The sequence below is a fragment of the Acinetobacter sp. LCT-H3 genome (assembly GCF_001866125.1).
GTDB classification, from domain to species: domain Bacteria; phylum Pseudomonadota; class Gammaproteobacteria; order Pseudomonadales; family Moraxellaceae; genus Acinetobacter; species Acinetobacter schindleri.
The window spans coordinates 96,562-110,688 of record NZ_MODX01000003.1; the positions used below are offsets into that span (position 1 = coordinate 96,562).

Here is a 14,127-nt window from a genome sequence, read left to right on the forward strand (position 1 = left end):
TTGTCCTTACTAACAACTTAGAACCTGGACGATGGAATGCATGGATTCCACTCCGCCCTTTTCTCTTATCCCACGTACCGGCGCGACGTCCCAATAGTCGCGCCCAATGGCAACATAAATATGTGCACTAGGTACAAATAACTGATTACTTACATCAAAGCAATACCAAGCCTGGTCAATAAATACCTCTGCCCAGGCATGACTGGCCAGATGAGAAGTATTTTGAGCATACAAATAACCCGAAACATAACGTGCCGGTAAGCCCAGATATTTGCACATGGCAATGAAAATATGAGCATGATCCTGACAGACACCCTGTTTCGCCTCAAAAGCATCAATGGCGGATCCATGTACCGAGCTACTATTTGTTATATACGGTACATGCTCCAATACCGCCTGAGCCAAGGCGATCAGATTTAGACGTGTTGAAACTGGCACATACTGTTTTACAAAGTCCTTCATCTCCTCATTGCACTGAGTAGTTGAAGTCGGCTGCAAGAACAGGTTTGGATTGATCTGATCATTCATTCCCTGATCATTATTCAAGGGATTTAAATCGACTATACCTTGCGCCATAATGGTTAAGTACTGATAAGGTGTGCGCTGAGTACTGGTAATCCACAAATTATGAAAGGCATCCCGGCTCAGCTCCCGACTGCCCGGCACGCTGACATCCCAGGAATGCACCTGCTGATGTACATTACTGGAAGGCATCATCTTAATATACTGAATACTACTGGTGACAGTCTCGGTATAGCTATAATGTGTTTGGTGATTCACCATCAACTTCATACATTAATCTCAAACATATGATGAATATAATCACTGAATTGGTAAAAATTGATCAGGTCAGTATGGTCACGTAGCTGGTTCCAGTATTCATTCAGATCTGACCAGCCCATCTCAACCAAGGATTCAATCACATAATCAATTTTTGCAATTGTAGTGGTGGTGTCTTCACCTAGACGTAGCTCCTGATCAAGCTTTTCCAGACATTGGCCCAGACTAAAAAACAGAAACACATCCGGAGCTTCACCTTCCAGAATATCCTGACAATCTGTAACGACATCACAGATATAACCGGCATTCTGATCAGCAGTACGAATCAGGCGGTTCAGTTCTGCATAAGCTTTGGCAGACAGTACACCACGTAGTTCCTGAATATTGTCACGCGCCACTTTAAACTGTTGATGGAATGAATAAGGTTGAGCCGGATCCAGCACCAGTTCATTTAGCGAACTGGCATCAAAGGCTGGGAGGCAGAATGCATGCGCATACGCAACTGCCGCATCATCTTCTAAAAATGGAAAATGGGCACATAAAAACTGTGTTCTTGATAAGTAGCGACCCAACCAAAAAATATGTTGCGCATTGGAATTAAGTAAAAGCATGACAAATTCCTTCTTTGCTATTTTTATGAATGGAGATTATCGACAATCCAAGTGTCCTTAATGCCACCGCCTTGGGAGGAATTCACGACCAGCGAACCTGCTTGCATTGCTACACGTGTCAGTCCACCCGGTACGATTTCAGTACGATAGGGTGAGCTAAGTACAAATGGACGCAAATCAATATGACGTTCTGCAATGCCATAATTGGTTAAAGTTGGGCTGACAGACAGATCCAGCGTTGGTTGGGCAATATATAAATGTGGCGCAGCCATGATTTTCTCTCTAAAGGTTTCAATCTGCTGTCTAGACGCCTGTGGACCGATCAGCATGCCATAGCCACCTGAACCTTGGGCTTCTTTCACAACCAGCTTATCAAGATGTGCCAATACATAACTGAGATCTTCAGCTTCACGGCATTGATAAGTGGGAACATTCTTCAGAATGGGTTGTTCGCCAAGGTAGAAATTGATCATCTTATCCACATAAGGATAGATCGACTTGTCATCTGCTACACCGGTTCCCGGTGCATTCGCAATAACAACATTGTGCTGCAAATAGGCAGACATCAGGCCTGGTACGCCAAGGGTACTATCAGGTTTAAAACAAAGCGGATCGATATAGGCATCATCGACACGTCTATAAATAACATCTACCTGCTGACGACCACGTATAGTTTTTACATAAACTTTCGCGTTCTCTACATAAAGGTCACGTGATGTCACCAGTGGCACATCCATTTCCCTTGCCAGGAAAGCATGTTCATAGTAAGCACTATTGAAACGGCCCGGAGTCAGGACCACGATAAACGGATTATCGACAGCTGAGTTTTCTGCCAGAATTTCTTTGAGTAAATGTGGGTATTGCTCTATACCAGCAATAGGTGTCTGTTCAAACAGGCCCGGCATCAGCTTTTCACTGATCTTGCGGCTTTCCAGCATATAAGACACACCTGAAGGGGTCCTAAGGTTATCTTCAAGCACATAGAATTCACCCTTTGAGTCACGGATAATATCAATGCCACTGATCTGACTATAAATGCTGCCTTTCAGACTATGCTGATACATGTGTGGCTGATAAGCCTCATGGGTCAGTACTTGCAGTTCAGGCACAATCCCTGCTTTCAGGATATCCTGCTGATGATAGATATCATGCAAAAACAGGTTCAGGGCTTTAACACGCTGTTCACAACCGAGTGCTACCATATTCCATTGCTTGCGTGCAATCACGCGTGGAATAATGTCAAAAGGGATGGTACGTTCGGTGCCTTCTTCATCTCCATAAACCGTGAAGGTAATTCCTTCATAAAGAAAATGTTCTTTTGCCAATTTATTCAGGGTGTTAAGCTCATCTAAAGTATGCTTTGACAGCCACTCTTCGATTTTTTGCCCAGCCAGACCATTCATATTCTGGTCATCACGCATTTCATTAAAGAATTTAGATGCCATTTGCTGCAGCACTTGTAGAGGTTTGCCTGTGTGAGTTGCTACCGTGTCCTTCGCTTCTGTAAAATTAGTGTTAATCGCCGTTGTTGTAAAATTTTCTATAGTCGTTGTGATATTTGTATCCTGGGTTTCTTTTAGCATACAAACCTCGTCGTATTGTAATCAAATTGTATATTTAACAAAGCAATATCCATGCCATGCGGTATTTTTGTACTTACCATTAATCCCTTTATTTCCGAGGGACTCAATGGCATTTTTGCACCAATGTGTATCTATTCTGCTATCCTCGATTACTTAAAATACTTGCGAAAAAAATAGAGATTTTTTATTGTGTTAATGATTTTTTCTCAATTTGCAGATCCTGATTTCAGCTTATGACCGCACAAGAAAAAGAAACTTCGAATAGCCTTTATCGCCAATGGCAGATTTTATCGCGCCTGACGACCGGGAAATGGATGGGCACTCGCGAATTGCAGGAAATCCTGGAACGAGAAGGTGTGGAAATCAGTTTGCGCACTATTCAGCGTGACCTGAATCAGATTGCGCAGCGTTTTCCCATTGAAAGCAGCAAGACTATTCCACAGGGCTGGCGTTGGCGTTCCGATGCACCGATTCAAAGTCTGCCGCACATGACCAGTTCACAAGCAGTGACGTTTATGATGGTTGAGGAACATCTCAAACATCTGTTACCACCCAGTCTGATTGAGGAAATGAATCCCTGGTTTGATCTGGCACGTCGCAGCCTGTCAACCCAGAACAATGTGCGACAATGGATTAACCGGGTCCGTATCGTTCCTGCGACTCAGCCGCTGATTCCACCTGTTGTCGACCGTCAGGCACAACAGGCGGTTTATGAAGGTCTGTTACAGGACAAGCAGCTGGAATGTATCTATCAGGGTCGCGGACAAAACAGTGAAAAAAAAACCTATATTCTCAACCCGCTGGCATTGGTACAGAAAGGTTCGATCATTTATCTGGTATGTACCCGTCATGACAAATCCGATATTCAGACCTTTGCCCTGCACCGCTTTAAGTCTGCGAATGTTTTAAATACGCGTGCCCTGCATCCAGTGAACTTTGATATTGATGAATATATTGAATCCGGTGCTTTGGGCTTCCGGGTAAACTTTGACCAGCCTACTGAAAATGTTATGCTGAAGCTGCACATGCCTGAAGCAGATGCACACTATTTTGAAGAAAGCCAGCTCAGCCGCGATCAACAGATTGAAAAGCTTGATCATGGTATGGCTCTCATTAGTGCAACAGTGCCTTTTACTTCACAGCTGGTATGGTGGCTACGCAGCTTTGGTAACAAGATTCAAAAAATTGAACCTGAGCACGTTTCCCAAGCCGTATATCAAGAAGACGAAGCATAAAACAGACATAAAAAAAGCCCCATTCCCGGGACTCATAATTTTTTATATTGTTTTTGTCATTGTTCTGGTTGATCGGCTGCTGATCCTGCATATACCTGTCTTGTTCCCCAGATATATGCAGTAAGGAAGTTTCATAGTTAAGGTCATTACATACATGAGCACGCAAGCTCTGCAGTATTGAACCGGATTGATTTCTTCGTCATACCATCTCCTCCGCTATTGGATAAAATTACTTTAAACCAGCTTTTCTTGCATGTGAAATAAAAAGAAGCGATGCCTTTTGCAGATTTTTTTCATAGGATTTTTCCTGCTAAACATATTATTTTGGTTAATTTTTAATCCAAACAATCTTTCCAAGTTAAACCTATAAAATCCAATAACAATTTTGTTCTTGTATAAAATCGCCAAGCCTTGAAAATCTGAAGGTTTGATAAGAACAACAGGGAATCAAGATTTTATGGCAAATCCAGCTCAACTTGTCCGGCATAAACTGCTAAATACCTTTTTTTCACGGTATTCTATCTGGTTCCTTTGTATTTTTATTGCGTTGGTATTCACCGGCTTTCATATCGGCTATTCACCCCGCTATATTTACTATTTCATGCCTCAAACGCTGGTCAATACGCTGTGGATTATTAGCGCTGTCCTGAGTGTGGTGGGGCTCTATGATGTACTACAACACCGGCATTCTATTCTCAGGAACTATCCGATTATGGGTCATTTCCGCTTCCTGTTTGAAGAGTTCCGTCCTGAAATTCGCCAGTACTTTATTGAAGCCGATCAGGATGCCCTGCCTTTTTCCCGTATGCAGCGCAGTCTGGTTTATCAACGCGCCAAAAATGAAAATTCTGACAAGCCTTTTGGTTCGATTATCGATGTCTATAACCATGACTATAAGTTTGTCACGCATTCGATTATTCCTTGCCCACCCGCAGATCCAGCGACTTTCAGGATTACGATTGGCAATGAACAATGTAAGCAGCCTTATAGTGCTTCAATCATGAATATCTCCGCCATGAGTTTTGGCAGTATGAGTGCCAATGCCATCCGCGCGCTTAATCTGGGTGCCAAAATGGGCAATTTCTACCATGATACAGGTGAAGGCAGTATTAGCCCCTATCATCTGGAAAATGGCGGAGACCTGGTTTGGGAAATTGGTAGTGCTTACTTTGGTTGTCGTACACTGGACGGCCAATTTGATCCGGTCAAATTTGCGGAGAAAGCCCAAATTCCACAAGTGAAAATGATTGAAATCAAGTTGTCTCAAGGTGCGAAACCAGGACATGGTGGGATTCTTCCAAAAGCCAAGATTTCTGAGGAAATTGCCGAGATTCGCGGAGTTAGCCGCGAACATGACTGTGTTTCGCCAGCCAGTCATCCTGCGTTTGGCACCCCAATTGAAATGATGGAATTCATTCAGCAATTACGTGAGCTGTCTGGTGGCAAACCGGTTGGCTTTAAGCTATGTCTGGGGCAGCCCTGGCAATTTATGAGTATCGTCAAAGCGATGCTGCATACTAAAATCCTGCCGGACTTTATTGTGGTCGATGGTTCAGAAGGCGGTACAGGTGCAGCACCGATTGAGATGATTGATAATATTGGCGTTCCCCTGCGTGAAGGCTTATTATTCGTTCATAACACATTAGTGGGTGCAGGATTACGCAAACAGATCAAAATTGGTGCAAGCGGCAAGATCATTAGTGCATTCGATATCGCCAGTACGATCGCCATTGGTGCAGACTGGGTCAATTCAGCACGTGGTTTTATGTTTGCTATTGGCTGTATTCAAGCACAAAGCTGTCATACCAACCAGTGTCCGGTTGGTGTCACTACTCAGGATAAGAGCCGCCAAAAGGCGCTACATGTGCCAAGCAAGGCGGAACGGGTCTATAATTATCATAAAAGCACCCTTAAAGCCCTCTCCGAAATGATTGCTTCTGCTGGTGTTTGTCATCCATCTGATATTAAACCTCATCAACTGGCTCAACGCATCAACAGCCATGAAATTAAAAACTATGCACAATTACACTTCTGGATGAAAGAAAATGAGCTGCTTCACTGTGAAAATCGTGATGAAGAAAACTTTTATTACCGCATGTGGAATATCGCAACTGCAGAAAAATTTTAAATATATTTAAATGAAAAAGGCAATTCTTTAGCATCGCCTTATCTACTATTCATCATCTGAACTTAATAATAGGTTCGACCGCCCTGCGCATGCAGAAAGGCTGGAATCAGCCCGGTCAGTGCCGCACGAATATCAGCTCGCTCATTAATCAGCTGATGCGAACCTTCCTCTAACATCAACAATGTCTGCAGGCGGAATTTGCGCCGAATAAATTCGATGTTATAACGCCAATCCACCGTCTGATCCTGCGCACCCTGCGCCAGCCATACCGGAATACGGCAAGCTGGCCGGTCTTCCATCTGCTGCATCCAGCGTGACATCGCCAGAATCCAGTCCATGCCCATCATACGGGGTTGTAATGGATCTTTTAAACGCACAAAGCGCAGGAATTCCGGGTTATGATTATTACGTCTGAAATGGCGTGGCACTTCACGCTTAATCCGGCGAATAATCCCGAGACCTACAGAGTTATGCCACCATGCCGTTTTAGCTGGACGAATCAGTGGTGAAAGTAGCAGCACGCGATCTACAAAGGGATTTTCACGACGTTCTGCAAACTCCAGCAAGTGGTGCATCCAGATTGCACCACCAGTACTTTGTCCGATACCTAACCAAGGTTTTGGCAACTGCGTTGCATGACGTACATAACGGTGCACTGCATGCAATACTTGCTGGTAATGGTCAAAGTTCTGAATATTGGCCGATGAACCATTACTCAAGCCGTGCCCCGGCAAATCAAAGGTGAGTACACTAAACCCTTCTTCCAGTAGCTCTTTGACAATTGGCTGATAGATCCCGCTATGTTCCAGATAGCCATGCAATAGAAACACCGTTCCCTGAATTTTATCAAAACGGCTTTCGGTCAGATCCGGCTCAAAGACTTGCACATGCAATTTAAACAATGGCATTTGCACATAACCTTGCCAGTGTTTCGCATTGAGCAGGTCAAAACCATACAGTTTCCGGTAAGCCTGTAATTCCAGCGTAGACTGCATGTCCCGATTCAGATTTAATGGTTGCAACAGCTGTGGCGTAATATCCCTGTTGGGGACTGGTAATTCCAGCTGTTTGAGAATTGTCGGGTTTAAAAATGGGATATCTGACATTAAGGTACCTCCCGACAGTCACTTGATCCAAACCACACATCCCGAAGTGTTGCTAAGAGTTCATAGTTAGCCCGTCGGCTATGATCATAGTTTTTAACACTTGGACGCCATGTAGTAAGTGAATTTGGTATTGGCGCTTCCACCGGAATGGTCTGAATACCGTTAAGTGCGAACAGACGGCGTGTACGTGGCATATGATAGCGATCCGTGATCAGGATCACCGTAGGGGCTCCACCCTTCTTCTGTAACAGCAATGAACTGAAACGGGAATTCTCACAGGTATTCATACTACGGTCTTCAAGAAGTTTGGCATCTACGTCATAGGCTTGTAACCAGCGTTGCATATACGGAGCTTCTACTCCACTCAAAACAATCGGCAGATCATACTGTTTTTCGACTTCCAGGGTTTTTTCCAGGCGCAGACGAGTATAGTCATTGACGATAATATCTTTGCCATTTTCATGCAGGGTTAAACCGCCACCTAAGACCACAATAGCATAAGGTTTGGACATCTCATCCTGCACTGGCTGAGTTTGGTCATGATTTAAAGTTGCGAGGTCTTCGGCAAATTCCACATTGGTCATTTGCGCAATATTTTGCTGATGCTGTTCAACATCATAGCTTTTCAGGAATTCTATAAACTGTTCCATCTGGGCAGCATTTTCATCACTGCTCAAGCTTAACAATTCAGTCAGATCATCTGGTTCTACTACATCAGCTGCTTCTGTTTCAGTCACCAGCAATGGTACCTGAACTTTCTGCTGTTCAGATTTTTCTGCCTCAGCTTCACGTTCATCTTCAAGTAACTGCTGTAAAGCTTTATAGCGTGCCTGAATCAGTGCCAGGTTCTGTGACTGATTTTTGGAAATATCTTCTTCCATCACCTTGAGATAGGCCTGGCGCGCAATCCATAACTCAGAACCTGGCTCTAGGGTTTCATTGACACTTAAGGAGGCCTGTTTCTGGCTTTCAGCCGCGATCTGATTAACCTCGACCGGAACAAAATAGTTCAGTCCTTTGACCACCAGATGTGAATAAAACGGCGAATAAAGAAAGACTACGAACAGTGCGCACAGCACAAATAGTACTGAGACTACTTGAACTATTCGAACCATCCAGTGTGCTTTATCCATCTATTTATCCTTTAATCCTGATGTGAGCGGATCATGCCATTTTCAGCAAATAAAACTGGCTCCGGTTCAAGCAGAACCCCAAATTTTTCCTGAACGTCAGCCTGTACGGCCTGGTAGGTTGCACGCACGTCTTTGAGCGAGGCATTGGCATAATTCACCAGCACCAGCGCCTGCTTATGGAACATACCGACTGAACCCAGCTGTTTACCTTTCCATCCGCTTTGGTCGATTAACCAGCCGGCTGCCATTTTAACTTGATTATTTGGCTGCGGATAATGAGGTAAATTCGGGAATTGTTGAGCAATTTGGTCAAAGAATTGTAAATCAACTACTGGATTTTTAAAGAAACTACCGACATTTGGATATTCTTTAGGATCAGGCAATTTGCTCTGACGAATCTGGATCACCTGGCGCTCCAGATTTTCTGGCGTCTGTTCCTCACCCACTGCTGTTTTCAGGTCACCATAATTGAGTTTAAGCTCAGGCTGTTTCAACAAACGGAAGATGACATGGGTAATGATGTAACGGCTCGGATAATCTTTAAAGATACTGTGACGGTAGGCGAAGTCACAATCTGCTGCTTTGATTGAGCTAAAACTGTGATTTTCACGATCATAGACTTCAACGCTTTCAATGAATTCCCCGACCTCTACCCCATAGGCACCAATATTCTGTACTGGCGAAGCACCAACAAGACCCGGAATTAAAGCCAGATTTTGCAGGCCATAAAAGCCTTGTTGTGTGGTCCATAATACAAAATCATGCCAACTCTGGCCTGCTCCAACACGAAGGCGTTGCACCTGATCATCCGCATCCAGCAGTTCAATGCCCTGAATGTCCATATGCAATACCAGTGCATGAATCTGTTCCGGTAAAAGCATATTGCTGCCACCAGACAGAATCAGAATATTCAGCTGTTGATGTTTGGCAAAATCCAGAGCCTGAATCAGATCATCAATTGATTGAATTTTACAGTAATGTGATGCGACTGCATCCAGACTGAGGGTATTAAAAGGTTTAAGTTGAACCTGTGTTTGGATTTGCATGACTTAAACCTTAAGCTCTTTTTGTTGCATTTTAAAGACATCGATCCACGCAAGACTGCTGGATTCACACTGATTGAGTACACGTTCAAAACCCTCAGCACCGCCATAATAAGGATCGGGTACTGCCTGTTTTGGATAGTCAGAATCATATTCACTCATCAGGGCGACTTCAGCACGTAAATGGCCAAGTTGTTGTTGAGCACGTTTCTGAAGTGCAAGAATATCCCTGAGATTGTCTTCATCCATCGCGAGCATCAGATCAAAATCAAGGAAATCCTGTAGAGTCAGCTGACGGGCACGCAATGCAGACAGATCATAACCACGCTTTAGGGCATGTTCCTGACTGCGCAGATCAGGCGCTTTACCCGGGTGATAATTACTGGTTCCCGCCGAATCAATCATGATATTGAGATTATGTACATCACAATAATGTCTGAGGACCACCTCTGCCGTGGGAGAACGACAAATATTTCCCAGACAAACACATAACACCTTAAATGGCGTTCTGGATGACATAAACAACCTCAGCACTACTTTATTTTCAGGATTCTTATGTTAAGTTATTTGTATAGTGAATCCTATATCACAACGCCACAATAATATGAATTTGGATAAAAATTAAGGAAGCAGCCATGCAAAGATTTCAATTTCAGACTGTTCCCAACATCATTGCCGGACTTGGCACAATTCGTGAGCTGCACCAAATTCTACAGAAAGGCAAATATGTCCGCGTGCTACTGGTGACCGATCAAGGCATGATTGCGCAGAATCTGCATGAGGAAGTTTTATACATTATCAATGAAGCAGGTCTGGATTATGCTATCTATGCCGATGTGCAGGCAGATCCGCCAGAACATATCATAGCGGATGCCATTTCTTTCGCCCGTCAGGAACAGATCGATGTGGTGATTGGTTTTGGTGGTGGCAGTTCATTGGATGTGGCCAAGATTATTGCGGTCTTGAGTCATCCACAGCAAACCCAATGCCTGAATGAACTCTATGGTATTGATCAAGTTGAAGGCCCACGTCTACCGCTGATCCTGATTCCGACTACGGCAGGAACCGGTTCGGAAGTCACCCCCATTTCAATTGTGACTACGGGTGAAACCACCAAAACCGGAATTGTTTCGCCTTTGCTGTTTGCTGATATTGCAATTCTGGATGCCAGCTTTACCCGTGGTTTACCTAAACATATTACGGCAGCGACCGGCATTGATGCGATGGTACATGCCATAGAAGCGTATACATCGAAAATCAAGAAAAATCCCTATTCGGATATGCTGGCCAAACAGGCATTAAAGCTCCTGAACAACAATCTGACTCGTGTTCTGGAGGATGGAGATGACCTGGAAGCACGCCAGAATATGCTGGTCGGTTCCATGCTGGCTGGTCAGGCTTTTGCCAATGCACCTGTCGGTGCGGTACATGCACTGGCTTATCCACTTGGCGGGCATTTTCATCTATCCCATGGTCATAGCAATGCGATTGTGCTGACAGAAGTACTGAAGTTTAATGCCCCTGCTACCAAACAGAAATATGCCGAACTAATGACCTGGCTCGATCCCCACAGTAAAGGCTGTCATGATGGCTTAACTGATCTGTTCATTGATCATTTTAATAATCATCTGCAACGCAGTGGTTTACCTTTAAAACTTGCTCAGCTGGATATTCCTGAGCATATATTGATGATATTGGCTGAAGATGCCATGAAACAGACTCGACTGTTGCAAAACAACCCGCGTGATATGACTGTAGAGGATGCTTTACAGATCTATCAGGCGATTTATGCCTAATGTTTACCAATTAAACGCTTAAATTAATCTCAATTTTTATAAGAAATGATTCATGAGTAAAACAACTGTCAAAACCCGTAAGCAATATACTTATTTCCTCAGCATCCAGACCCGCTGGGCGGACAATGATTTATATGGGCATGTCAATAATGTCACCTATTACAGCTATTTTGATACCGCAGCCAATGCCCTGCTGATCCAGCATGCCGGTTTTGATCCAAGGACTTCTCCTCATATTGGTTTGGTGGTGAATTCCTGCTGTCAGTTCAATCAGGAACTGTCTTATCCTGAAGTGATTGAGGTCGGTGTCAGTATCGCCAAGCTAGGAGGTTCTTCCCTGACTTATGACCTGGCTATTTTTAAGCAAGGCAACGACCAGGCTGCTGCCCAAGGCAGTTTTGTACATGTTTTTGTCGATCGTCATACACGAAAAAGCACCCCGATTTCAAATGAAATGCGGGATGCCCTATGTCCGTTTATGCACAGTAGCTGTGAAATCTAGAACTTATTTCAGCTGAATATTCTTCAATTCTGCATCGAAGTTTTGTACCAGATCTTTCACAGCAGGCTCTGCATATAGCAACTCCTCAGCGCGTTTAAATGCACGCACTTTACGTTCACGCTGCATGGTATAAGGTGTCAGTTCATTGACATCTTCAAACTTCACCTTGAATTGCGTACCTGTCCATTGCTGTTTTAAAGCTTCTTCTAAGGTATGTTGCAACTGACCGAGTAATTGCTGGTAACGCTCCGGAATATGAAAAACTGATTCTCCATCAATCTGCCCGGTCATAATGCCGTACTGTGCCAGCTCCTGTACGGCCGGTGAAAGCTGGCTATTGCGGAACCAGAATTCCCATTTTTCTACAGTCCATTCACCCTGCATGTCCTGTACCGGAATTTGCAGAATATCCTGTGGCATTAGATTACGGTCTGTTGAAATATCCGTATTTGCCGTTTGAATATGTACAACTTCTGTCGGAGCTATAGGCGCTATTTGAGAACTAACTTCAATATTTTCAAAAGTTTCTGTTTCAGGTGTTGCTGCAGACAAACTGAATTCAGGCTCATTCTGTTCTACAGGCGCAGCAGCACGATTTTCAGGAAGATATTCTTCTAACAGGAAATCATCACTACAGGCTTCTGTGCTTGCTATAGCTGGTTCCGCCGGCACATCATCAAAACCAAACAGTCCATCATCCACACTTGGATCAAACATAATCTGATCCGTACTTGGTTGCTTAACTGTCGTAGGTTCTGCTGCCTGTGCTTCGACAGGCGCAGTATGTAAATCTGGTTCATCTTCCACATCGAGAAAATCATCAGAAGATGATTCAGACTGCGCAGTGGCTGAGCTATATTCTGGCTCATCCTCATAACCATCATCTAATGGAAAATCCTCGACCACCGGTGATGCAACTGGAGCACTTTCCTGTTGGGGTACAATACTTGGCTGTGCAGATACAGGTGTCACTTGCTGTACTGGTACAGTATTGGCTGGAATCTCATTTGGCTGCAATGGACGAAAAGCCAGCAAGCGCAGCACCGTCATTTCAAAGCCCTGCTCCTGCGTTACTGCCATTTGCAGATCAGCACGACCCTTACAGGCAATTTGATAATACAGCTGCAGATCTTGTGCCGAAATCAGTCCTGAGAGCTGCATGATTTTCTGGTTAATTTCAGCACTATATTTCAGACTTAAATCTGGCAAATATTGTAAAAGTGCCAGTTCATGCAAGGTCGAAATCAGCTGATCTAGTACTAGAGATACATCTAGTGCCTGCTGCCGGAACTGGAGTAAAAGTTCACTGACACGGGCCTTCTGATTCTGGTGAACCGCCAAAATCAGGTCATAGATAATGGTACGGTCAATCAGACCCAGCATCTCTTTTACATCCTGATGCTGAATCGCACCCTGGCCATAAGCAATGGCCTGATCGGTCAGCGACAGTGCATCACGCAATGAACCTTGTGCAGATTCAGCAATTTGCCAGATTGCATCTTGGTCAGCCTGAATACTTTCTTTTTGTAAAATATGCCCCAGGTGATCAGTAATTTCATCGACTGCTAATGGACGTAAAGTAAACTGTAAACATCGCGAAATAACTGTAATCGGGAGTTTTTGCGGATCTGTGGTTGCAAACAGGAACTTCACATGTTCAGGAGGTTCTTCCAGTGTCTTTAACAAGGCATTGAAAGAATGGGTAGAGAGCATGTGCACTTCATCGATTAGATAGACCTTGAAGCGCCCTTGAGTCGGTGCATAGGGAACGTTATCTAATAGTTCACGTGTATCTTCAACTTTTGTACGGGAAGCTGCATCGATCTCGATCAGGTCAATAAAACGGCCTTCATTCACGGCAGTACAGGTTGGACAGACCTCACACGGCGTTGAAGTCACACCTATTTCACAGTTCAGGCATTTTGCAAGAATACGTGCAATCGTCGTTTTACCCACACCGCGCGTGCCCGTAAACAAATAGGCATGATGCAGACGGCCACGTTCGAGCGCACTGGTTAAGGCACGAGAAACATGGTTTTGACCCACCAATTCATTGAAATTACGAGGACGATATTTTCGTGCAAGTACCTGATACATGTATGCTCCTTTTTACAGGTCTAAGCATACTGTTTTTTTGATAAATAGTGAAATAAATGCAGGAATTGAATAAATAAAAATCCCTTTTCTATTCAGATAAAAAAAGGGATATA

The 14,127-nt window shown here is 44.0% G+C and carries 12 protein-coding genes; 4 read left to right on the forward strand and 8 right to left on the reverse strand.

All coding sequences use genetic code 11. The features are described from left to right. Window positions 1-9: 9 nt before the first annotated feature. From BK820_RS02980 to BK820_RS02990, 3 genes are read right to left on the reverse strand one after another with little or no spacing between them, the layout of a single operon-like run. On the reverse strand, window positions 10-792 hold the full coding sequence (locus BK820_RS02980; protein WP_071320053.1) for a transglutaminase family protein: 783 nt from the start codon (window positions 790-792) through the stop codon (window positions 10-12). Beyond that, window positions 789-1,391, reverse strand: a complete 603-nt coding sequence (locus tag BK820_RS02985; protein ID WP_004892897.1) for an alpha-E domain-containing protein — start codon at window positions 1,389-1,391, stop codon at window positions 789-791. The genes BK820_RS02980 and BK820_RS02985 overlap by 4 nt, the downstream gene beginning before the upstream one ends. A gap of 23 nt (window positions 1,392-1,414) precedes the next feature. Continuing rightward, the gene (locus BK820_RS02990) at window positions 1,415-2,974 is read right to left on the reverse strand and encodes a circularly permuted type 2 ATP-grasp protein (RefSeq protein WP_071320054.1); all 1,560 of its coding nucleotides are present in this window, start codon (window positions 2,972-2,974) and stop codon (window positions 1,415-1,417) included. A gap of 233 nt (window positions 2,975-3,207) precedes the next feature. Here BK820_RS02990 and BK820_RS02995 point away from each other — a divergent pair, with 233 nt between their 5' ends. Together BK820_RS02995 and BK820_RS03000 are read left to right on the forward strand one after the other, a co-directional pair. Then, on the forward strand, window positions 3,208-4,209 hold the full coding sequence (locus BK820_RS02995; RefSeq protein WP_071320055.1) for a helix-turn-helix transcriptional regulator: 1,002 nt from the start codon (window positions 3,208-3,210) through the stop codon (window positions 4,207-4,209). 457 nt (window positions 4,210-4,666) lie between these two features. Then, window positions 4,667-6,337, forward strand: a complete 1,671-nt coding sequence (locus tag BK820_RS03000; RefSeq protein WP_071320056.1) for an FMN-binding glutamate synthase family protein — start codon at window positions 4,667-4,669, stop codon at window positions 6,335-6,337. 62 nt (window positions 6,338-6,399) lie between these two features. Here the strand turns inward: BK820_RS03000 and BK820_RS03005 are convergent, their stop codons facing one another. Genes BK820_RS03005 through BK820_RS03020 form a run of 4 tightly spaced genes read right to left on the reverse strand, consistent with a single transcriptional unit; the run spans window position 6,400 to window position 10,138 of the window. After that, window positions 6,400-7,443, reverse strand: coding sequence for an alpha/beta hydrolase (locus tag BK820_RS03005; RefSeq protein WP_005222451.1), 1,044 nt, complete (start codon window positions 7,441-7,443; stop codon window positions 6,400-6,402). Then, window positions 7,443-8,576 (reverse strand): YdcF family protein, encoded by a 1,134-nt coding sequence (locus tag BK820_RS03010; RefSeq protein ID WP_071320057.1) that lies wholly within the window; start codon window positions 8,574-8,576, stop codon window positions 7,443-7,445. The genes BK820_RS03005 and BK820_RS03010 overlap by 1 nt, the downstream gene beginning before the upstream one ends. 11 nt (window positions 8,577-8,587) lie before the next feature. Then, on the reverse strand, window positions 8,588-9,622 hold the full coding sequence (murB, locus tag BK820_RS03015) for a UDP-N-acetylmuramate dehydrogenase (RefSeq protein ID WP_071320058.1): 1,035 nt from the start codon (window positions 9,620-9,622) through the stop codon (window positions 8,588-8,590). 3 nt (window positions 9,623-9,625) lie between these two features. Next, complete coding sequence (locus BK820_RS03020; protein WP_071320059.1) at window positions 9,626-10,138, reverse strand: low molecular weight protein-tyrosine-phosphatase; 513 nt, start codon at window positions 10,136-10,138, stop codon at window positions 9,626-9,628. 116 nt (window positions 10,139-10,254) lie between these two features. Between BK820_RS03020 and BK820_RS03025 the strand changes: the two genes are divergently transcribed. Together BK820_RS03025 and BK820_RS03030 are read left to right on the forward strand one after the other, a co-directional pair. Beyond that, a complete protein-coding gene (locus BK820_RS03025; RefSeq protein ID WP_071320060.1) occupies window positions 10,255-11,415 on the forward strand; it encodes an iron-containing alcohol dehydrogenase in 1,161 nt (386 codons plus the stop codon). A gap of 52 nt (window positions 11,416-11,467) precedes the next feature. After that, window positions 11,468-11,917 (forward strand): acyl-CoA thioesterase, encoded by a 450-nt coding sequence (locus tag BK820_RS03030; RefSeq protein WP_071320061.1) that lies wholly within the window; start codon window positions 11,468-11,470, stop codon window positions 11,915-11,917. A 3-nt stretch (window positions 11,918-11,920) separates the two neighbouring features. On the opposite strand, the gene dnaX is transcribed toward BK820_RS03030, so the two are convergent. Then, entirely contained in the window at window positions 11,921-14,014 is a 2,094-nt protein-coding gene (gene dnaX, locus BK820_RS03035; RefSeq protein ID WP_071320062.1) for a DNA polymerase III subunit gamma/tau, read from the reverse strand. Window positions 14,015-14,127: the final 113 nt, after the last annotated feature.

Coding starts and splice junctions, on each gene's coding strand:
- BK820_RS02980 (WP_071320053.1), bottom strand. CDS start 792: ATGAAGTTGATGGTGAATCACCAAACACATTATAGCTATACCGAGACT.
- BK820_RS02985 (WP_004892897.1), bottom strand. CDS start 1,391: ATGCTTTTACTTAATTCCAATGCGCAACATATTTTTTGGTTGGGTCGC.
- BK820_RS02990 (WP_071320054.1), bottom strand. CDS start 2,974: ATGCTAAAAGAAACCCAGGATACAAATATCACAACGACTATAGAAAAT.
- BK820_RS02995 (WP_071320055.1), top strand. CDS start 3,208: ATGACCGCACAAGAAAAAGAAACTTCGAATAGCCTTTATCGCCAATGG.
- BK820_RS03000 (WP_071320056.1), top strand. CDS start 4,667: ATGGCAAATCCAGCTCAACTTGTCCGGCATAAACTGCTAAATACCTTT.
- BK820_RS03005 (WP_005222451.1), bottom strand. CDS start 7,443: ATGTCAGATATCCCATTTTTAAACCCGACAATTCTCAAACAGCTGGAA.
- BK820_RS03010 (WP_071320057.1), bottom strand. CDS start 8,576: ATGGATAAAGCACACTGGATGGTTCGAATAGTTCAAGTAGTCTCAGTA.
- murB (WP_071320058.1), bottom strand. CDS start 9,622: ATGCAAATCCAAACACAGGTTCAACTTAAACCTTTTAATACCCTCAGT.
- BK820_RS03020 (WP_071320059.1), bottom strand. CDS start 10,138: ATGTCATCCAGAACGCCATTTAAGGTGTTATGTGTTTGTCTGGGAAAT.
- BK820_RS03025 (WP_071320060.1), top strand. CDS start 10,255: ATGCAAAGATTTCAATTTCAGACTGTTCCCAACATCATTGCCGGACTT.
- BK820_RS03030 (WP_071320061.1), top strand. CDS start 11,468: ATGAGTAAAACAACTGTCAAAACCCGTAAGCAATATACTTATTTCCTC.
- dnaX (WP_071320062.1), bottom strand. CDS start 14,014: ATGTATCAGGTACTTGCACGAAAATATCGTCCTCGTAATTTCAATGAA.